The organism is Pedobacter lithocola (assembly GCF_042650845.1).
In the GTDB taxonomy this organism is placed as follows: domain Bacteria; phylum Bacteroidota; class Bacteroidia; order Sphingobacteriales; family Sphingobacteriaceae; genus Pedobacter; species Pedobacter lithocola.
Map to the genome: position 1 here is coordinate 60,198 of NZ_JBHSBW010000013.1, position 21,332 is coordinate 81,529.

Genomic DNA, 21,332 nt, shown 5'->3' on the forward strand with positions numbered 1-21,332 from the left:
CTGCATGTTAAAAAAAAGTAAACCAATCCATTCGATTTAAAACGGAAAGTAATGTCTAAATATTCGGTAGCTATACATTAATAATCAATGTGTTTGCATACTAAAAGTGGTTGCCATGATACAGCTCCTAATTATCATTTCATTTAACATGCATCAATCCTTCTGTTACGATTTAGTAACATTAAATTTTTATTAACTAGATGTTCATTTTACAATAAGCCAAGCTCGTAACAAGGTTAATACGGTTTTAAAAATTTATGTTAACATAGCCCTAACATAGGCTTTAATATGCAGGATGAACTTTGCCACCCTATTAACTATAGTGGTTAATATTCATAAAAAAATCAGATATGAAACTAATTATTACTTGTCTATTATTTATTTTTTCTCTCAGTGCTATAAAAGCACAGGTCACAACGGGGACTTTATCGGGGACGATTAAAGACCAACAAAACACACTTCCGGGCGTTACAGTTCGGGCAACACACATCCCTTCTGGTACGTCTTACGTAAATACCACAAACGAAGACGGGCGGTTCACTATCAACAATATGAGGCCAGGTGGTCCTTATAAAGTTGTGGTAAGCTATGTAGGTATGGATGCGAAAACCATTGAAAATTTAAACATTCCTCTTGGGGATACTTATATCCTAAACTTAAGCATGGGCGGTGCCGGAAAGGATTTGAGTGAGGTAAACATTAAAGGACTAGGTAAAAACTCTGTGCTTAATGCCAACCGTACCGGAACTTCAACCAACTTGAACAAAAACGAAATTAATGCGCTTCCAACCCTAAACAGAAGCCTATTCGACCTTATTCGTTTAACTCCTCAGGCAAATGGCTCAGCTATTGGTGGTGGTAATTCACGCCAAAATAATGTAACTATAGATGGAGCAGATTTTAATAACAACTTCGGTATAGGAAATAACCTTCCAGGAAATGGTAATCCGGTATCTATTGATGCACTTGAAGAAATTTCGGTAAACCTTACTCCATACGATGTTAAACAAACTGGTTTTATTGGCGCTTCAATAAATGCAGTAACACGTTCAGGTACGAATGATTTTTCTGGTTCGGTTTATACTTATTTCAGAAACCAAAATCAAATTGGTAAAAAGGTTAGCAATTATCCTGAATTAGCAGACCCAACCAATCAAACTTATAAAACTTATGGTGCAAGAATCGGTGGTCCAATCATTAAAAATAAACTATTTTTCTTTTTGAACGCAGAGCGTGAAGACCGCGTAAGCCCAGGGCAAACCAGAGTTGCGGCAACACCCGAAGCTCCATATAATTCAGGAATACCAAATGTGGTACGCCCTACGGTTTCTGAGCTCGATGAAATTAGCAATTACTTAAAAACCACTTATGGATATGACCCTGGAATTTATCAAGGCTATGGTTCAGAATTTCAGCGTACGAATTTGCTTGGTCGTTTAGATTGGAACATCAATGATAATAATCGTTTTAACATTCGCGGAAGTTACGTTAAAACAAAAAGCCCTTCATTTGTAAGTACGTCACGAAGTCCGCTTGGTGCTTTTCCTGGTGGTGGCTCCCGTACCGGAAATACTGCTCTTGCTTTTAAAAACTCAAACTATTATCAGGAAAGCAATTTATATTCAATCACTGCCGAGTTAAATAGCAAATTGTTTAATCGCTTTGCCAATACATTACGATTATCATACACCAATCAGAACGATCCAAGAAGTTCAGATAGCGATGTATTCCCATTGGTTGATATCCTTAAAGCGGATGGAAATTCACCTCCCACTCCTTTTACAACCTTTGGATATGAACCATTTACTTATGGAAATTTAAGAGATGTTCAGGTTTATTCGTTAAACGATTATATGAGCTGGTCTGCCGGTAAACACAACATAACAGCTGGTATTCAGGGAGATTACAGCATTATCAAAAACGGTTTTCAGCGATTTGGAACCAGTTACTACACATTCAATTCTTGGGATGATTTTAAAAATAGCGCAAAACCAATTGAATTTGCACAAACTTATTCTCTCTCACCAAACTATGAACAGGCTTTCCCAACGTATAAATTCTGGCAGTTTTCGGGATATGCACAAGATGAAATCTCTGTAACAGAACGATTGAGGTTAACCGGAGGTATTCGTTTAGAATTAGGTACATATCCTAAAGTACTTATAGAACATCCTTTAGTTTCAGCCTTGACATTTAAAGATGGAGAGCGTTTAAACACTGGTAATTTACCTAAATCTCGTGTATCAATTTCTCCACGATTTGGTTTTAATTGGGATGTAAAAGGTGATCGTTCCATCCAATTAAGGGGTGGCGCAGGGATTTTTGTCGGCAGAATTCCAAATGTTTGGATTGTTGCGCAAGCTGGCGATGCAGGAATGCTTCAGATTACCGAAACCTATTCAGGACAAAATAACACTCCTGGACCTTTCAATCCCAATATTGGCGCATACCGCCCTGCAGTTGTTCCAACCGCTGGAACCGTACTTCCAAACCCTGTAACGGTTATGGATAAAAACCTTAAAATGCCAGCTGCATTTAAAACCAGTTTGGCTGCTGATTTTAAACTTCCTTTTGGAATTGTGGGTACAGTTGAAGGTATTTATAATAAAGATTTGCGCACTTTGTTATTCAGAAATGCAAACCTGGTTGATCCAACACCACTTAATGTTGCAGGTTATCCTGATAACAGATTAATTTACCCAAATGCAGCTACAGATAAATTTATTAACCCAATATTAAACGGGCAGGCAGTAAAAAATGGAACAGTGATACCTGGAGGTTCTTCAGTTAGGCAGCCAGATGCTTTTAACGTAATCATTTTAGGCAACTCCGATAAAGGATATTACTATTCATTAAGTGGAACATTAAGCAAACGCTTCACAAATGGTTTCGGTGCAACGATTTCATATGTAAAAAGTGCAGCAAAAAGTCTTTATGAAGGCGGAGGCGATCAAACCTTATCATCATGGCAAGCTACCAGTTCTGTAGATGGGGCGAACAACCCAACCCTTGGTTATTCGGGTTTTGTATCTCCAGATAGAATTATTGCTTCGGTGTACTACCGCAAAGAGTTTTTTAAACATTTGGGTACACAATTCACTTTGGTTTACGATGGATCAAATGGAAGAAGCTCATATACGTACTCTACAGACATAAACCGTGATGGTGTGACCGGCGATTTAATTTATGTACCTAAAGATCCTAGCGAAATAACCTTTGTAGCGCTTACTGTAGGTACAGGTACAGACGCTACAACGTTCACTCCAAAACAACAGAGCGATTTGTTTTTCAGGTATATCGATCAGGATAAATATCTTAGAGGCAGAAAAGGGCAATATGCAGAGCGAAACGCTGTAATAACACCTTTTAACGGACAGTTTGATTTCAGATTCCAGCAGGATATTTTTACCAACATTGGCAAAAAACGTAACACCATTCAATTTAATTTAGATGTAACCAATTTCGGTAACCTATTAAACCGTGATTGGGGTGTTCAACGCAATTTTGGAACAACTTCCGTTTTGGTACCAGTCAATGTAGCAGCGCTTACACCAGGTGGAACAACCAAACCAACTTTCCGCATTCAAACAGATAGAAACTTCCCAATTGTTAACACCACTCGTGATGTTGTAGGCTTTGCTTCTACTTACACTATGCAATTTGGTTTCCGTTATATATTCAATTAAACTACTGCAGGGGAGGTAATGGCTCCCCTGCTTTAATATTTCAACAATGTTAAAAAAAATTATTATTCCGGTTCTTTGCCTCTCATTTGCCATTCTATTTATGTCGTGGGGCGTAGTTGGTCACCGTGCTATTGGCAAAATTGCCCAAAATCATTTAAGCAAAAGAGCAAGTGCGGCTGTTAAAGATCTTTTAGGAAGTGAAAACCTGGCAATGGTTAGTACCTATCCCGATGAAATCAGATCTTACAAACAATTTGCCTATACCGCACCATGGCATTATGTAAATCTTCCCGAAGGATTGAGCTACGAAGATTTTACCATGCAAGTGAAAACTATGGATAAACCAAACATCTATAAAGCAATAATTAATTGTATTGCAGATTTAAAGGATCCAGCAAAACCTAAACAGGATAAGGTATTTGCCCTTAAATTTCTGGTTCACTTGGTTGGCGATATCCATCAACCAATGCACACCGGACATTCTGAAGATTCTGGCGGTAATGGAATTAAAATTAAACTCATGCGTAAAGAAGGAAACCTTCACGGACTTTGGGACAGCGGACTAATCGATTATGCTGGTATGACTTACAATGAGCTTGCTGCAGATTGCGATACCATTAATAAAAAAGAAAGCAGGAATTGGCAAAAAGATGAACTATCTAAATGGGCTTTTGAATCTTACCAAATTACTGCCCAATTATATGCTGAAGCTGCTCAGAACCCCGAATTTGATTATGATTATTACCCTAAACATTCGGAGATAATGAAGAAAAGACTTGCACAAGCAGGGTTGAGATTGGCAGTAGTTATAAACGATATCTATAAATAAGTAAATTAATAATGATAAATTTTAAATCACCTATTGCAGTTTTTATTTTCCTATGGATGGTTGTATCCGGATTAACTGCTAATGCACAATCCGATACGGCACAACACACTTCTGATAGAAAAAACGCTCTGGCCCAACAGAACAAACCATATGTAATACTTATTTCTGCTGATGGCTTTCGTTGGGATTATGCAAAGAAATACCAAGCCAATAATTTATTGGATTTAAGTAAAAACGGCGTAAGAGCAAATTCCATGATTCCATCGTTCCCTTCAGTTACCTTTCCTAATCACTATAGCTTGGTAACTGGTTTATATCCTTCACACCACGGCTTAGTAAATAACAGTTTTCTGGATGAAAAAACAAATGAAAGGTATTCAATGGGTGCTAAAAACAAAGTTAGAGATGGAAAATGGTACGGAGGAACGCCGTTATGGGTACTTGCAGAGCAGCAGCAAATGAATGCAGCCAGCATGTTCTGGGTTGGTTCTGAGGCAGAAATAAAAGGGCTTCGTCCGAGTTTTTATTATGATTACAATGAGAAAATTCCGGTTGCTCAGCGTATTGCAAAGGTAAAAGAATGGCTAATGATGCCTGAAGATAAAAGGCCTCACTTAATTACTTTTTATCTTTCTGAGCCAGATCATGCCGGTCATAGTTTCGGACCAAACTCTGAACAAGCCGACCATGCAGTAAAAGAAGTTGATAGCATCATTTTTGAATTAACAAAAGCAGTTCAATCAACCAAACTGCCAGTCAACTACATTTTTGTTTCTGATCATGGTATGACACCAGTTGACAGAGAAAACCCTTTACCTACGCCAAAAATGATAGATACCGCAAAGTATATCATTGCCTCATCTGGAACGATGATGGACATTCATGCTAAAAATAAAGCAGATGTTAAACCATTGTACGAACAGCTAAAACGGGAAGAAAAGGATTATACAGCCTATCTGAAAAGTGAAATGCCAGAACATCTTCATTACAGCGCAAGTGACGATAAAATGAATAGAATTGGAGATATATTACTTATCCCTACCTGGCCAAAAGTTTTTTCGAGCAGAAAGCCTGGTGCCGGATATCATGGATTTGACCCAACAGTAGTTAAAGATATGCATGCTACCTTTATGGCCTGGGGACCTGCATTTAAAAACAATCTTGAAATCCCATCGTTTGAAAATGTTAACATTTACCCGCTAATCGCAAATATTCTTGGTTTAACGTATCAAGAGCAAATAGATGGAAAGTTTGAAGTTCTTCAATCGATTTTAAAAAACAACTAAAATGAGAAAACTGTTATTAATCGCATTTACATTACTAATCTGCACTACAGGCTATAGTCAACAATATGCTTTAAAGCTTAAAAATGTTAAAGAATTGCAGGAATTTATGTTGTGGACCCCTTCTAGGTATCCGCTTGTAAGTTGCCATCGCGGTGGACCAGTACCTGGATTTCCCGAGAATGCAATAGAAACTTTTGCCAATAGCGTAAAATTACATCCTTCTATCATCGAATGCGATGCATCATTAACAAAAGATTCTATGCCTGTGATGATGCATGACGACCGATTGGAGAGAACTTCTAACGGAACAGGTTTGGTTAAAGAAAAAAGTCTTGAAGAGTTAAAGCAAGTTTTACTAAAAGATAATGAAGGCACTCTTACTACTTTTCACATCCCTACATTGGATGAAGTTTTAGTATGGGGAAAAGATAAAGTGATTTTTACATTGGATGTAAAAAGAGGTGTTCCTTATAAAAAAATGATAGAAGCCGTTAGGCGAAATAAGGCAGAATCTTATAGCATCATCATTACCTACAGTGCAACACAAGCCAGTGAAGTTTATAAGTTAGCACCCGATTTAATGATTTCTGCTTCAATTAGAACAGTGGCTGATTTAGAACGATTAAACCAAATGGGAATTCCGAACAACAGAATTGTTGCCTTTGTGGGTACTTCAGAGCCAAATAAAGAAGTTTACGATTATTTGCATAGCAAAGGCATTTGGTGCATTTTAGGCACAATGGGTAACTTAGATAAGCGAGCAATTGCGCAAGGTGAAGGCTCATACGCTAAGCTGATTGAGAATGGTGCTGATATTCTATCGAGCGATAGAGTTGCACAAAGTGCGGCTGAATTACAGAAGTACGCTAAAGAAAAAGGCCTTAAAACCAATAAATTGGTTGTAGCAAAAAAATAATAATGTAGATTGATCCTAAGGAATACTGGGATCAATCTTCAATAAATTCGTTTTTATTAATTTGATATTATACTGATAGTTTTTAGTTGTTGGATATTTAATCCATATATTTCTATAATAGATTTCTCTACTCTATATTATTTTCTTACGCCATCGATGCTTTGGTAATACCCTTATCTATAGCCTAAATGACAAACCTACAAAATAGCTTTTCATAGCATCGTGTTGAATTCCATAATTTAGGCCCCCATCAACTTTAACATTCTTCGCAAGTTCTAACTGCAAAGCTGCATTTAAAAAATTATTCCAATGGTGATGTGCCAAGTCATAATTATAATAGGTTTCCGCAATGCCGGTAAGGTGCTTAACAAGGTCATGACCAATAGAAAGTGATTGAAGGAGTTCTGTATGTAGTCCAGAATCATCCATATTTTGTAATCTGTCTATTTCCATCTGCATTCCAAGTTTCCATTCATTGGGCAGTTTTAAAGCCATCGGTATAATAAGCCCACCTTCATATCGGTTCTCTTTTTCCACTTTCGATGTTGGAAATTTTATGTAAGGCAAAACTGCTATTGCAAAATTTCCTTTATCATTTCCAAGCAAATTTTGTTTAATACGCAAGGTAATATCTCCAAATCCGTGAGAATGTTCTGTAGAACCATCTTCTACAGACTTTTCCTTTTGATAATTATAACTTTGAACCACAAGCTGTAAAGCTGTGGAATTGGTAAGTCCTAGTTTTAGGTTTGATTGGTTAAAAAGAAAAGTATTGGTCAAAGATTCATCACTATGCTGTCTTTCTAATCTAAAAAGATCACTTTCATATTGAAAATGACCAGCATCTATAGTTATTGGAGATTCGGTAATATCTGGTCTGTCAGTTTCCATTTCTCTAAGGGATACTTTTGGAACAGGATGAAAAAGAGTATATGACATGCCTTTCTTTTCTTGCGCTAGGAGCGATAAATTTGATAAAAGCAGGAAGCACGTTAAAATATGTATTTTTCTCATTTGGTTTTGTCTTGGATTTACAACAATGAAAAACTACGCAAAGTTTTCAATCCATTATATAAAAATAAACCATAGGGTTTTTAGAGCGATCGTTTTTGAGATAAATGGTTACCAATTCCGTATATTTTAAAAACGTTCAATAGTAAAGATGAATTAAACTTAACCGTAAAATTTACTTACATCGGATAACCATTTAGTGAGCGTTGCCTTGGCTCTTCTTTAAAGCTTAAAATGTTAAACAACAGAAAAATAAGAAGCAATAAAGCAATCATGGCTATCGAAAATTCAATCCATTTTAACTTTTTCATCCTGACAAATTAGATTCTAATACAACTAATTAATTAGACAAAAGTTTTAAATTTTGATTAAGTAATAAACTCATAACTGCTTTATTAATAAAACTTCACACGTATAAAAACAAATCGAGGAAATATTAATATATTGATTTTGCTCTTTCAAATTTTAAATTAGAATATTTGCAATAACATATGGAAACTCATAACATCACCCTTGCCTCTAATAACGATTATAAAATTGTACAATTAATTGGTAAGGAAACTTTTTTTGAAACATTTGCATCGAGTAACACCGAAGCTGATATGAAAAAGTATCTATCAGAAAGTTTTAGTGAGGAGAAAATAAAAAAGGAACTTTCGAATAAAGAATCGATGTTTTTTATCGTTTGGGATAGTGAAGTTCCAATTGGTTATTTAAAAATTAATACTGGAGATGCTCAAACGGAACTTCAAGATACATGTGCTTTAGAAATTGAACGCATATATGTCAAAGCGAATTATCATGGAAAAAAGATTGGTCAATTGCTGTATGATAAAGCTTTAGAAGTAGCTCAACAAAAGCATTTAAAATCAATTTGGTTAGGTGTGTGGGAAGAAAATCCAAAAGCAATTAAATTCTATGAAAAAAACGGATTCATAGCATTTGACAAACATGTTTTTAAAATGGGCAATGATATACAAACTGATATCATGATGCGCAAAATTTTAACATAATAATAAATAGCCGAAGTTAAACAGTAATACAATCAACAGCTAATACTCAACCATTTCATCATCTAAATAACAATAAAGCCATCTTTCTCCCGGTTCGGAAGAAATTACCACAGCATGATTCTGCGCTTTGCAATGATGAGACATGTGCTGTTCGGGCGATGAATCACAACACAAAGTTATACCGCAAGATTGGCAAGTGCGTAAATGTACCCAGTCTGTTCCTTGTTTAACGCATTCTTCACACACCAATTCTTTTGCAATTTTCAAATCTTTTATAGCCAAAAGATGGCTGCATATTTCTAAATTTTCCATAGTTATAATTTTGATAGATATTGATGAACTTGTGTTACAGCCATTGCCCCTTCGCCAACGGCAGATGCTACTCTTTTTACTGAATTAAATCTTACATCACCTGCTGCAAACGAACCAGGCACACTGGTTTCTAAGTGATATGGGAGCCTATCTAGTTCCCAACATGTATTGAATTGATTAAGGCCAACCAGATCATTTCCGGTAAATATATAACCATTTCTATCCCTTAAAATGGCGGTTTCAGCTGCCCATTCTGTGTTGGGTTTTCCACCGATGCAAATAAATAATTTAGAGGTTTCATGCCATTCTTCTGTACCAAGCTTACTATTTACAATTTTTATCCGTTGTAAATAATCATCCCCATCCAAATCTGTTACCTCCGAATGATACAAAACAAATATATTTTTGATACTTGCAATTCTGGTTATCAAATATTCTGACAATGTTTCTTCGAGACTACCTTTTCGGATTACCATAAAGACACGTTTTGCAAAACCAGAAAAGTATGAAGCCGCCTGCCCGGCTGAATTGCCTCCACCTACAATAAATAAATCTTTATCCTTGCAAAAATATGCTTCACTTGCACCAGCGCCATAATAAATTCCTTTGTGAAAAAATTTTTCTTCATTAGGGAGATTTAGCTTGTTGTACTCTACACCCGTGGCACAGATATTTGTTTTAGCCACTAGCTTCTCTCCCGTCGCAAAGTCAACATGGATTTTATTATCATAAAAAGTTCCCTTTACACCTTCTCTTAAAAGCAAAATTTCAACACCAAATTTTAATGCTTGCTGCCTGGCCTGCTCTGCAAGATTCGAACCTGATATGCCTTGAGGAAAACCTAAATAATTCTCAATTAATGAGCTAGATCCTGCTTGACCACCGATTGCATCTCGCTCTATCAAAACTGTTTTCAAGCCTTCTGATGCCGCATAAACAGCTGCACTTAAACCTGCTGGCCCAGCTCCATATATGGAAAGGTCATATTCCTGATATTTAGGTTCTGCTATCCACCCTAAATTACTGGCTATTTGTTCCAAACTTGGGTTTATGATAACTTTACCATCAGGAAATTTTACTACAGGAGCAAGCTGTGGATTATTAGAAATGATAGACTGATCCAAATCCGAACCTTCATTTGTAATATCAAACCAATCGAAATCTATAACACTCCTAGCTAAAAAATCCCTTATTGGATAAATTTCTGGAGAGTCTGGCTTACCGTATAATTTTAATCGGTTCATAAAATAAGGTTTACAGCTATTGAAATTAATAATCTTAACTTAATGGGTATAAAATATTTTAAAATTTTATACCCATTATGCTCATCGACAAGTCTATTATTATTTCTTCAAGATAAGATGTTATTGGCTACCGATTATGATTCAATGAATGTTAGAATATCTCGGTTAATTGTAGCAGCTTCTGTAGTTGGCATTCCATGTGGAAATCCAGGATAGGTAATTAGCTTACCATTTTTTAAGAGCTTGGCCGATTTTACACCTGCATTTTGATAAGGAACAATTTGATCATCCTCGCCATGCAACACTAATACCGGTACATCAACTGCTTTTAAATCTTCCGTAAAATCGGTTTCCGAAAATGCTTTGATACATTCATAGTGCGCTACATTGCTACCCATCATACCTTGCCTCCACCAATTCCTTTGTATTCCTTCTTTTATTTCAGCCGCTTCTCTGTTGTATCCGTAAAATGGAACTGTCAAATCGATATAAAATTGTTGCCTGTTATTAAGTGTCTGGTCTCTGATATTATCGAAAACTGAAATCGGCACACCATCAGGATTTGTTTCACTTTGTACCATTACTGGTGGTACGGCACTTATCAATACGGCTTTTGATACCCTATCTTTACCATATTTATTTACATAACGGATAACTTCACCGCCGCCAGTAGAATGACCGATGTGTATCGCATCTTTAAGATCTAAAAATTCAGTTAGTTCGGCTACGTCGGCTGCATATGTTTCCATTTCATGCCCTGATGTTGTTTGACTTGACCTTCCATGTCCCCTTCTATCATGCGCAATAACGCGGTAACCTCTCTGCAGGAAAAATATCATTTGTGCATCCCAATCATCAGCTGATAATGGCCATCCATGGTGGAACATAATTGGCTGACCAGATCCTAAATCTTTGTAAAAAATTTCTGTTCCGTCTTTTAATTTTAGCGTACTCATTTTATAGGGGTTTAAGGTTTTAACTAGTAAATGAAATTATAGGTTAATATTAACCAAGCATAAATGCTTTATTTTTAGCGCTTTAGTAAAATAGAGCGATCTAAAAATCATCCGTTAAGGTATAACTAAGATTGAAAGGCAAAATTAATCTATCGGCAAACCTAAGTTTAGGGCTTTGCTTGGCCATAGCAAAAGTTGCACTGGCAATAAGATAATTATCGATTATTAGGGCGTTCATCGATTTGTAATTAAGTAATTTAAACAAATATAATCACAGGATTTATATTTTGAAAGACGAGTTGATAGATTGTGTATTTATAAACAGATTAACCAAATCTTACCTCCTTCAATACAATAAAATTACTATAAATGGCTGGTAATTATTATGATGATGTTATGAAATTCATATTTTTATATTTGGGAGAATTTACCTTACACTTCGTATTGGTATTTCTTTTATAAACACTATTATTGATGGAACCTTAATAATTTATGCTTTCACCTAAAACCAGAAGAAATATTAATAGAGTTATTCCTTTTGGGGTACTGTGGTTTATTTTTAGCCTTATTTATGCAGCCTTAGAGGTTGGAATTCTCGGAAATATGGACCATTATCCATCAACAGGTATCGAATATAATTTTTTAAGGAATATTTTAACGCTATCCATTTCAGGCCTGATAATGGGTTTTATTACAGGGGTATTGGAAATTCGTTTTTTTAATAAATGGTTTATTAGAAAAAGCTTTGCAAAAAAGATAGTACTTAAATCAATCATTTACCTGGCCATTGTGATGATTTTTCTCGCCATAGCCTTACTTATCAATGCTGCATTAATTCAAAGTAATGATGCCACAGTAAATTTATTTATTCCGGTTTGGACATTTTTTACCAACTATTCTTTAGTTGGTATTTTGCTTTACGTGGCTTCAATAATCATAATTACACAATTCTATGCTGAATTTAATGATAGTATTGGACCTGGAACTTTAAGCAACTTTTTTCTGGGGAAATACCATCATCCTATAGAAGAAGAGCGGATTTTCATGTTTTTAGATATGAAATCATCAACTACAATAGCGCAAAATCTTGGCCATTTTAAATACTTTGAAATGCTTAAGGAATACTTCTTCGACCTTTCGAATGCTGTTATTGATTATGGCGGAATAATTTATCAATATGCTGGCGATGAGATGATTATATGCTGGAAACTTAAGGATGGAATAAAGAATAACAATTGCATCGAATGTTTTTTCGAAATGAAAGCTTTAATGGGAAAACAAGCACAAAAATATAACAGTACTTTTGGAGTTGTACCCGAATTTAAAGCTGGCCTACACGTTGGAAAAGTTACCGCTGGAGAAATTGGCTCGTTAAAAAAAGAGATTATTTTTTCTGGTGATGTTCTCAACGTTTCGGCAAGAATACAAGCCCTTTGCAACCAACTTAATGTAGATATTTTAATATCAAAAAATCTTGTTAACGAACTTAATGCGTCTAACAGATATGAACTAACATCTAAAGGCGAACACTTGCTTAAAGGTAGAAATGCATTGATGGAAATATATACAATTTCTAAAAGCTAAATTCAGATAATGTAACCATTAGAAACTCATTTTTTCTAACTTGTTTAAATTTGATTTAGTAACTGATAAAGCCTTTCTAGCGAATTTCTTTATTTCATTATCGGTTGATGTTGTTCCGCTTTGTAATGCTGCCATTAATTTTGTTTGGTTATTTATAGCACTTGTTTGATATGCCTTATCGAAGCCTGCACCATTTAAACCCTTTAGGTTAACAATTTCTTTGGCTACATCAACATCATTTACTGTTGAATTATAATTCTTAGATGAACCTACAGCTTCCCCAGTTGCATTATTAAGTCTTGCAGTATCTTGTAGATTTATCGGTGCAGAATCTACACGTCCGTCTGGTCTTATCCCACTTTGCGGACTTGCATTAATAGCGTTAACACTTTTAGTTTTACCAAGTTTGCGGAGTTCATCCATCATTTGAATGTTTTTATCCACCATTTGTTGTCCTAAACTTTTCAACTGGCTATTACTTGCCTTATCCGCAGCAATTTTAGATGTTAAAAGCGCCTGATTCGTCAGGATGGTAACCTGTTGTAAAAACACTGATGAACCTGAACTATCTTGAACAGTTGTTGATTTTATTAGATTGGTATGTGCTTTTACTGTTGTAGCAGATAAAATAACAAGTAATAAAATGCTAACGCTTAATTTTAAGGAATTCAAATGGTTTTTCATATTCTATAAGTTGAACTATTGTTAAAACCATAAGAATAGATAGAAAGTTTGAAAAATCTTTTGATGCCTGAACTAACAGATATAAATATTCTATAAGGGACTGGGAAAGCAAATAACTTACCTCGAATAATATTTCGGTTTACAGAAAATAATGAAACAATCTCGCCCTTATACCAATCGATATTTTTCAGGTTTGCTACGAGTTCTTTCAATCAATTTTCTAGCCTCTAAATCTAGTTTAACGGTTTCTCCATACCATTGAACACCACCTTCAAAATTATCTTTAACTTTTTGATACAGAGCCTCCATCAGTTCGGTATGAGTGTATTGCTTATCAGCTAAAATTTCAAGCAGGGCACTTTTAATGGTTTCATATTTATCCACATCAATTTTCTTATTCGATTTTTCAGGATTTGGATGTAGAGTTTGTATGGTCGAATTTTTCATCCTCTTAAACTTATTTTATTAAGCTAATTTAATGAAATATAATAATGCCGAAAGACGTGAGCCTAAACTTATAAATAACTTGCATTTTTATCAAAAGGATTAGCTGTCGAATAACTATAAAAATTACCCAATTTACATGATATGAAATATCTGGCAGCCTTGCTACTTAAAACAATTGCCTGTTATGCTTTAAAGTGATTATTGGTTATGCGATGCAACAGGTTTTTCAACCGTTACCCTTAAATAACTCATAACAGATGTAGCGGTAAAACCATGTATAATTATGGAAACTAAAATAGTAAAGGCAACAATTGCCCATAGCGTATCTACATTTTCAAAAGTTGCCTCTTGCAAAGCGAAAGACAAGTAATAAATAGAGCCCATTCCCCTGATACCAAAAAAACTAATGGCCAGCCTTTCCTTCCAATGAATTTTGGCTTTAGTTAATGAAGCATATGAAACGATTGGTCTTACCAGCATTAAAAATACGAGTGATACAACAATCATCTCTAAATTTAGTGGCTTTAAAATTCCTGATACAAGCGAACCTCCAAAAAATATTAAAAGAACCGCCAAAAGCATTCTTTCCATTTGATCTGTAAAAGAATGTAGCTGCTGATGATATTCGTGCCTTTTTTCAAAATGTCTTAACGTTAATCCACTCACAAAAACTGCAATAAAACCATAACCATGTAGTGCTTCTGTAACCGAATATGCCAATAAGGTAACCGAAATGGCTAAAAATCCATCCGAAGCTTTTAATAATCTAAATTTTTCGGATATAGAAAACACCAGATAACCTACTAATTTTCCGCAAAGCCAACCAAGTAAAATGCCTGCGGCAACTTTGTATAAAAGGTAATAACCAAACCAGTATGTTAAGGTATCAGTATTAAGTCCTTTGGTTACAGCAAGAATAGCCAGCCAGGTAAAAGGAAAAGCCATCCCATCATTAAGACCAGCTTCGGAGGTTAGCGCAAATTTAGTTTCAGATTTACCAGATTCATTTGGTGGACCAACCTGAACATCGGCTGCAAGTACTGGGTCTGTTGGTGCCAAAACAGCACCAAGCAATATGGCAGATGGTAAGGCAATTTCCAGCATAAAAACGCCCATAAACACACATCCAGCGATACATAAAATCATTGCAACAAAAATTAACCTTAGCGGAGTATTCCAGCTTTTAAAAGAAAAACTGCGGTCGATTTTAATTCCTGTTCCCATTAAAGAAATAATTACAATTAACTCTGTTAAATGAATCACTAGAAAATTATCCTTCTGTGGAAGTGGTGCTGGAAGAAAATTAGGCCATAATGAAAAAATTAATGCGCCAATAGCGACGTAAATTAATGAATAGGAAATTTTTATTTTTTTTGCCAATGCTGGCATAAAAGCCATACCAATGCTTCCTAAACCTGCAATCAACATTAAAAAAATATATTGGCTCATTGATGTTTATCGCTTACAATACGATTGTTTAAATATGTTCTGCAAATAATTTATTTGCGCTAAACATTGCCTATAAAAAATATGCACAACATTTTAATTTTCTCTTTTGCTATTTATAGCCAATACCCATTCCTTTTTTCCGCATCTTTTGCACGTAGATGAAACGGATAAATGTTCAACCTTTGCGCAATGCGTACAGGCATATTCTCCCGCTATTGTAATATCTTCCGAACGTTTTGAAAATGCTTTGGGATAAATTGGCAAACCGGGTTGATGCTCATCAATTGGGTAAAAAAGAAAACTTACCTGACCATTTGATTCAAGTAATGCTGTGCGTACCTGTCCTACATGTTCAATATTTTGAGCCCGCATTTCTGCAAAGAACTCGTCTTTCGCAAAATTGGCATCACCCTCCTTTTTTAAAGTAAAAATACCATCCTCAATGATATAAATCGGTTCTCCTTCTAACAGGTTTTCTATGGTTTGGCTTTTAGAAGCTAAATACGTTATCAAACGATAGGTACCCAAAATGAAAATAAAAACAATCAACGAAGGGACAATCGCAAATTCACTGTTAAACATAGGGTCGCCAGCAGCAGAACCAAGAGCTATAATTATTGCAACTTCAAAAATACTAAGTTGGCGAACACCTTTCTTTCCGGTAGAACGAAGAAATATTAAAACCAGAATGAACATAATTATTGTTCTGATCCCGATTTCTGTGGCGAGTGAAAAGTCTAAATCTTTTAGAAAGACATTTTGATAATCTATTTGTAGAAGCATAATATTCTATCCACAACAAAAAGTATTGTAAATGGTTAGATTAAAAATTTATGCGCTGCTCGATTTAGCTTTTAGAAGATTTTGTGCTAGTCGCCTCCAATAGATATCAAAAAAAATGTTTCACTCTTAAAACAAAAAAAAACTTTTTTCCTTTTAAGATAGATTCAAATACTGATGAATTTTAAATATGGCATAGAATGGATGTTATTACATCTACGTTTTTGGTTTAAATCTAATTTTAATTATACCAATAATTAGCCAAGCATTTTTTACTTTCAACCCTATAAGCAATAATCCCTGATGATTAATAAGCGTCAATCCGAAAGTTTTACTGGAATTATCAGAAAACTGTTTATTATTTTCCTCATTTTAACCTTCATACTAACCGCTGGGTCGTTCATACTACGCTATACAATTTCTACTAAATTGGATCGATTAAGTAGTGAGCTTAGGCAGCCTTGGCAACAACAAAACATAAGCAGGTTACTTGTTGATTTAAACGTTACTGAAAATAGTTTTCAACAGGCTAGTGCGAATGGCAATATAACTGATTTAGATGCATACAAGAAAAATCTTAAATCCATTTTAGCGAAAATGGAAACTATTCTAGAACGTTACAAATCCGATGGCAATAGTCACATACCAAAAAGCAAGCAGCAAATAGCACTTGCCCTGCAACAAAAACTAGCGGTTTCACAGCAGTTATTCGATCTTCAAAAGAGATTTACTTTATTGCTTGAGAAAACAACATTAAGCTCAATAAAAGATAACTCATCGGCAAAAGAATTTGGACAGGTAAAATTGCAAACGGATACCTCTGTTTCAACTTATCAAGAACCAACTAACAGAGGTTTAATCAAACGGCTAAAAGATGCAGTTCAAAACACTTCGGATGTAAAGGTATTAACCATTGAAAAAAATAAAATTCAGGAGAAAGCAGATGCTAAGCAAAACCAAGATTTATTAAAAGACTTAGGTGAGCAATATGGCCTACTTACTCAATCCAATCAAGAAATGATTTTAGCAAATTTAAATCTGCTTACGGAGTTGAGGCAAGTTTTATTGCAGCTACAGAATATTGAGCGAATTGCTTTCGAAAAAAGTCGCGAAGAAATACTGGAAGAATATCGGTCAGCTTCGCTCGATTTAAACACTTTTACTGGTGTATCTTCTGCACTTATTTTATTATTCATCATAATACTCATCATATACATTCGCAAGGCTTCCACATCAGAAAGGCAATACATAATGGAAAATTCGAGGGCTGTAAGATTGGCCGGACAGAAATCGGAAATACTTGCAATTATGAGCCATGAAATTCGCAATAAATTAATGGCAATTAATGGAGCTGTTTACATGCTCAAAAGAACTCAATTAATACCCGAACAAGAAAAACCAGTTAAATCAATCAATTTATCTTCTGCTCTTCTGCTCGAAACGGTAAACAACGTACTTGATGTTAGCAAATTAGAACAAGCTCCAGCGGAATTAAAAATCGAACCTTTTTCGCCTTATGAAGCAATTAATGATTCTGTAGAAGCCATGCGTTTTATGGCTGAAAAAAAAGGCATTAATTTAAAACTTGAATTCGACGGAAAGACGGAACAACAGGTAAATGGAGATAGTTTACGCCTTAAACAAATACTGATAAATCTATTAAGCAATGCTATAAAATATACCGATAGCGGCTATGTTAATTTGTCGGCCATTCTGGATGATAAAGGACCTAATCATTTGCTCGTAGTAACCGTAAAAGATACAGGTTCAGGAATACCGAAAAATAAGCAAGCCAAATTGTTTTCTCCTTATTACCAAGCTGGTGGACAAAAGCCGGGTACAGGACTAGGATTATATCTTTGCCGTAAGCTGGTTAAACTGCAAGGCGGTAACATTGAGCTTGAAAGTGAAGAAGGACAAGGCTGTATAGTCCGTTTTTCAATACCCTATCAGTAATAAATTAACCAATTGATTCTAAAATAATGAAGCTAAATTATCAAAACATCACCTGTTTGATGATTGATTTGAAATATTAGGACGTTCATCTTTCCAAATCTGTAAGATAAAGTTACCTTTGAGGTTACAAACAAAGAGGTTAACAACAAATGTTTAATTTGATTAATATTATATTTACCCATCAGTTGTATGAAGAGTAAACTCAACTGTATTATCATCGATGATGATTTGGAGGTAAGTAATTATGTTAGTGAATTTGTTCGCGAAACTTCTTTTCTTAATCTAGTATCTGTACATAGCAGTCCGGCAGAAGCCATCGACATTTTGGGTACCTCGGGTATTGATTTAATCATACTTGATATTAATCTTCCTAGAATTGATGGGATGAGTTTCGCTAAAACACTCTACGACCAATATGGAAAAGACATGCCGAGGGTAATCTTCATCAGCGGCTCAGGCGATCATGCTTCTGAAGGATATAAAGTAGATGCTATAGATTACCTTTTAAAGCCTTTTACTTACGAAGATTTTTTTAAAGCTGCATTTAAAGCTAAGAACCATTCGCTACCAACAAGTCAGAAAAGTGAAGGAGAAGAATTTATTTTCCTTAAAGTAGAGCATGAGTTAATTCGAGTACCTTTCAGTGAAATTCTTTATGGCGAGAGCCAGAAAGACTATATTAATGTTTACACCAAAGGTGGAAAGATGATAATAGCGCTATCAACAATGAAAGCAATGGAAAGTATATTGCCAGATGATCGATTTATGCGGATTCATCGGTCTTTTATTGTGGCGTTAGATAAAATAGATGCCATCCAGAATTATACAGTAAAAATAGGAAAAGCAATTATTCCTGTAACCAATCAATACCGAGCGCCGTTTAAAGCGCATTTTAAATCCTGGCTTTAGTTCAAATTCCATTTTATTCTCGTCGTTTAAATTTAACCTTCTATCGGACAGGATATGTCTTCTGACGAACGAGTTTTCGTAGAAAATTTCAAATATCTTTCTTTGAAGTGTTTATAACTGCGGGCCAACAAGCCTTCAAAAGATTTGAACATGACTATGAAAAATATATCTATACATCAGCATTGCAGAAATTCGTTCCAAAACGATTTTAAGAAAACCATTATAGCAAACGCTAAAATTGGTACGCTTAAATACACTTTGCAGTATTAATTCAATCGATTAAAGATTTATTTACTTCATACGTTATCAAATCTTCCAGCAGCAAACCTAAAAAAACAAAAAACCGAAAAGATGAACATCAAATTTACAAAATCAACAATGTTGATGGCTTTATTAGGCTTATCAACTCAAATGTTTGCGCAAGAAACACCTACTACTACAGATAGGTTTGGCAAACAATCATTAAGAACATGGAGCATAGGTGCACATGGAGGCATATTAAGTCAGAATACTTTTTTAGGCAGAGGAAGTGTAAAAGCCGATGAATTTAAAAGTATTGGTTACGGTGCCTTCATTAAAAAACAAATTTTGCCAGCATTAGGCTTACAAGCTGATTTCTTACGTGGTGAAATTAAGACATTGAACAGCAACAGTACAATTTTACAAACCAACAGCATTAACTGGTCGGGTTCATTAACTGCAGTTTTAAACATTGCAAACTTTAGCCTCAATACAGAAAACGCCGTTTTGATTCCCTATGTTAAAGCAGGTGCAGGTTATATGTCGTCGGATTCGCAAGTTGGAAATGTTAATTCATTTACAGAAAGAAAAGGATGGTTTATCCCAACCGGAGTTGGATTTAAGTTTGGCGTTTCCAAAGGAATCAATATTGATTTAGGTTACGATATCAACTTCATAAAATCATCTCCAACTGTTAAAAATGCCTATAACGAAAGCAGGTTTTCTTATGCACACGCAGGATTGGAATTTGCTTTAGGAAACAAGGAGAATTCTCAATTACAAAACTACAGCGCTATTGCCGATTTACGTAAACAAAGTGCTGAGGAAAGTGCTGAATTAAGACGTGCTTTATCAACTGCTGAGCAAAATGCCGCAAGAGACAGAGAACAATATGCTAAAGATTTAGCTGATGATGATAATGATGGTGTAGCAAACAAATTTGACAAGTGTGCTGGTACCGCTGCAGGAACAATCGTAGATGGTTCTGGATGCCCGTTAACAGTAACTCAAACCGTTATTAAAGAAACAACTGTTGTAACTGAAGCAGATCGTAAAATCGTTAAAGATGCAATTTCAAACCTAGAATTTGATTTAGGCAAATCAACCATCCGTTCTAAATCATATACCACGTTAAATAGAGTAGCCGCATTACTAATCGAGAAAAACTTCAGTTTAAAATTAGCTGGCCATACAGATAACACTGGTGGAAGAGAATTAAACTTGCGTTTATCAAAAGATAGAGCCGAATCTGTAAAAGCTTATTTAATCTCACAAGGTGTTAATTCATCAAGAATTGAAGCGACCGGATACGGACCTGATCAACCGATTTCAACAAACAAAACTGCGGCAGGACGCCAAGAAAATCGCCGCGTAGAATTTACTTTATATTAATTTAATCCATATCCCTTTTCAATCATGAGAAAATTTTTAGCAACAATAATAGTATCAGCAACAACAATATTAGCCGCAAATGCGCAAATTCAAAAAGGTAACGTATTAGTAGGCGGAAACTTAACCAACATTAACCTCGGTTTAGATGACCCAAAAATATTTAGTGTAGATATTTCACCAAAAGCCGCATGGTTTATTCAGGATAATGTAGCACTTGGTGGTTATGTAAACTTTGGATTGGAAACAGCCAAAAATTCTAATACTACAACAAGTTACGGTGTAGGTGCATTAGGTCGTTATTACTCTGGCAAAGATGTAGAAGTTCTTAATCATGGCCGTTGCTTCGCAGAAGCAACAGTTGGTATTGGTGGCGTTAATGTGAGCAAAGGTGGTGGCAACACCAACGGACTTAATTTAAGCGTAGGACCTGGTTTTGCATATTTCATTACACCAAATATTGGCTTAGAAACCTTATTGAAGTACAATGGTTTAGTTGGCTTTGGAAGCTCAACTACACAAAACAACCTTAACCTTTCATTCGGTTTTCAAATCTATTTACCCGGACAACGAACTGCTAATAAGGTTACAAGAGACGTTAACAACTAAATACTCCAAAGAAGCTGCCTTCTGCTATTAAA

General features: G+C 35.3%; 20 protein-coding genes. 10 read left to right on the forward strand and 10 right to left on the reverse strand.

Annotated features, from left to right (window positions below; genetic code table 11):
* Positions 1-350 precede the first annotated feature (350 nt).
* From ACFOWA_RS14210 to ACFOWA_RS14225, 4 genes are read left to right on the forward strand one after another with little or no spacing between them, the layout of a single operon-like run.
* Positions 351-3,686: a TonB-dependent receptor gene (locus ACFOWA_RS14210; protein ID WP_378986237.1), complete on the forward strand. Its 3,336-nt coding sequence runs from the start codon at positions 351-353 to the stop codon at positions 3,684-3,686.
* A gap of 46 nt (positions 3,687-3,732) precedes the next feature.
* Complete coding sequence (locus tag ACFOWA_RS14215) at positions 3,733-4,515, forward strand: S1/P1 nuclease (protein ID WP_378986239.1); 783 nt, start codon at positions 3,733-3,735, stop codon at positions 4,513-4,515.
* Positions 4,516-4,526: 11 nt separating this feature from the next.
* Positions 4,527-5,801, forward strand: coding sequence for an alkaline phosphatase family protein (locus tag ACFOWA_RS14220; protein ID WP_378986241.1), 1,275 nt, complete (start codon positions 4,527-4,529; stop codon positions 5,799-5,801).
* A 1-nt stretch (position 5,802) separates the two neighbouring features.
* Entirely contained in the window at positions 5,803-6,717 is a 915-nt protein-coding gene (locus ACFOWA_RS14225; RefSeq protein WP_378986243.1) for a glycerophosphodiester phosphodiesterase family protein, read from the forward strand.
* A gap of 177 nt (positions 6,718-6,894) precedes the next feature.
* Here ACFOWA_RS14225 and ACFOWA_RS14230 read toward each other — a convergent pair whose 3' ends face one another.
* The gene (locus ACFOWA_RS14230; RefSeq protein ID WP_378986245.1) at positions 6,895-7,731 is read right to left on the reverse strand and encodes a transporter; all 837 of its coding nucleotides are present in this window, start codon (positions 7,729-7,731) and stop codon (positions 6,895-6,897) included.
* 176 nt (positions 7,732-7,907) lie between these two features.
* The gene (locus ACFOWA_RS14235; RefSeq protein ID WP_378986247.1) at positions 7,908-8,039 is read right to left on the reverse strand and encodes a hypothetical protein; all 132 of its coding nucleotides are present in this window, start codon (positions 8,037-8,039) and stop codon (positions 7,908-7,910) included.
* Between the two features lie 180 nt (positions 8,040-8,219).
* On the opposite strand from ACFOWA_RS14235, the gene ACFOWA_RS14240 reads away from it, so the two are divergent.
* Positions 8,220-8,741 (forward strand): GNAT family N-acetyltransferase, encoded by a 522-nt coding sequence (locus ACFOWA_RS14240; RefSeq protein ID WP_378986249.1) that lies wholly within the window; start codon positions 8,220-8,222, stop codon positions 8,739-8,741.
* Positions 8,742-8,780: 39 nt separating this feature from the next.
* Here ACFOWA_RS14240 and ACFOWA_RS14245 read toward each other — a convergent pair whose 3' ends face one another.
* From ACFOWA_RS14245 to ACFOWA_RS14260, 4 genes are all read right to left on the reverse strand, one after another.
* Positions 8,781-9,053: a UBP-type zinc finger domain-containing protein gene (locus ACFOWA_RS14245; RefSeq protein ID WP_378986251.1), complete on the reverse strand. Its 273-nt coding sequence runs from the start codon at positions 9,051-9,053 to the stop codon at positions 8,781-8,783.
* A gap of 2 nt (positions 9,054-9,055) precedes the next feature.
* Positions 9,056-10,297: an FAD-dependent oxidoreductase gene (locus ACFOWA_RS14250; RefSeq protein ID WP_378986253.1), complete on the reverse strand. Its 1,242-nt coding sequence runs from the start codon at positions 10,295-10,297 to the stop codon at positions 9,056-9,058.
* Between the two features lie 134 nt (positions 10,298-10,431).
* The gene (locus ACFOWA_RS14255; RefSeq protein WP_378986255.1) at positions 10,432-11,253 is read right to left on the reverse strand and encodes an alpha/beta fold hydrolase; all 822 of its coding nucleotides are present in this window, start codon (positions 11,251-11,253) and stop codon (positions 10,432-10,434) included.
* 100 nt (positions 11,254-11,353) lie between these two features.
* Positions 11,354-11,491 (reverse strand): hypothetical protein, encoded by a 138-nt coding sequence (locus tag ACFOWA_RS14260; protein ID WP_378986257.1) that lies wholly within the window; start codon positions 11,489-11,491, stop codon positions 11,354-11,356.
* A 254-nt stretch (positions 11,492-11,745) separates the two neighbouring features.
* Here ACFOWA_RS14260 and ACFOWA_RS14265 point away from each other — a divergent pair, with 254 nt between their 5' ends.
* A complete protein-coding gene (locus tag ACFOWA_RS14265) occupies positions 11,746-12,837 on the forward strand; it encodes an adenylate/guanylate cyclase domain-containing protein (protein WP_378986259.1) in 1,092 nt (363 codons plus the stop codon).
* 18 nt (positions 12,838-12,855) lie between these two features.
* On the opposite strand, the gene ACFOWA_RS14270 is transcribed toward ACFOWA_RS14265, so the two are convergent.
* From ACFOWA_RS14270 to ACFOWA_RS14285, 4 genes are all read right to left on the reverse strand, one after another.
* Positions 12,856-13,521 carry a DUF4142 domain-containing protein gene (locus tag ACFOWA_RS14270; protein WP_378986261.1) on the reverse strand — a complete coding sequence of 222 codons (666 nt, stop codon included), beginning with the start codon at positions 13,519-13,521 and terminating at the stop codon, positions 12,856-12,858.
* 168 nt (positions 13,522-13,689) lie between these two features.
* A complete protein-coding gene (locus tag ACFOWA_RS14275) occupies positions 13,690-13,968 on the reverse strand; it encodes a DUF6958 family protein (RefSeq protein WP_378986263.1) in 279 nt (92 codons plus the stop codon).
* Positions 13,969-14,166: 198 nt separating this feature from the next.
* Positions 14,167-15,417, reverse strand: coding sequence for a cation:proton antiporter (locus ACFOWA_RS14280; RefSeq protein WP_378986265.1), 1,251 nt, complete (start codon positions 15,415-15,417; stop codon positions 14,167-14,169).
* Positions 15,418-15,510: 93 nt separating this feature from the next.
* Entirely contained in the window at positions 15,511-16,200 is a 690-nt protein-coding gene (locus tag ACFOWA_RS14285; RefSeq protein ID WP_378986267.1) for a DUF421 domain-containing protein, read from the reverse strand.
* A 300-nt stretch (positions 16,201-16,500) separates the two neighbouring features.
* On the opposite strand from ACFOWA_RS14285, the gene ACFOWA_RS14290 reads away from it, so the two are divergent.
* The 4 genes from ACFOWA_RS14290 (at position 16,501) to ACFOWA_RS14305 (ending at position 21,300) form a co-directional block, all read left to right on the forward strand.
* Complete coding sequence (locus ACFOWA_RS14290; protein WP_378986269.1) at positions 16,501-18,153, forward strand: ATP-binding protein; 1,653 nt, start codon at positions 16,501-16,503, stop codon at positions 18,151-18,153.
* Positions 18,154-18,342: 189 nt separating this feature from the next.
* Complete coding sequence (locus ACFOWA_RS14295) at positions 18,343-19,062, forward strand: LytR/AlgR family response regulator transcription factor (RefSeq protein WP_378986271.1); 720 nt, start codon at positions 18,343-18,345, stop codon at positions 19,060-19,062.
* Positions 19,063-19,413: 351 nt separating this feature from the next.
* The gene (locus ACFOWA_RS14300; RefSeq protein WP_378986273.1) at positions 19,414-20,694 is read left to right on the forward strand and encodes an OmpA family protein; all 1,281 of its coding nucleotides are present in this window, start codon (positions 19,414-19,416) and stop codon (positions 20,692-20,694) included.
* 24 nt (positions 20,695-20,718) lie between these two features.
* Entirely contained in the window at positions 20,719-21,300 is a 582-nt protein-coding gene (locus ACFOWA_RS14305) for a hypothetical protein (RefSeq protein WP_378986275.1), read from the forward strand.
* Positions 21,301-21,332 lie beyond the last annotated feature (32 nt).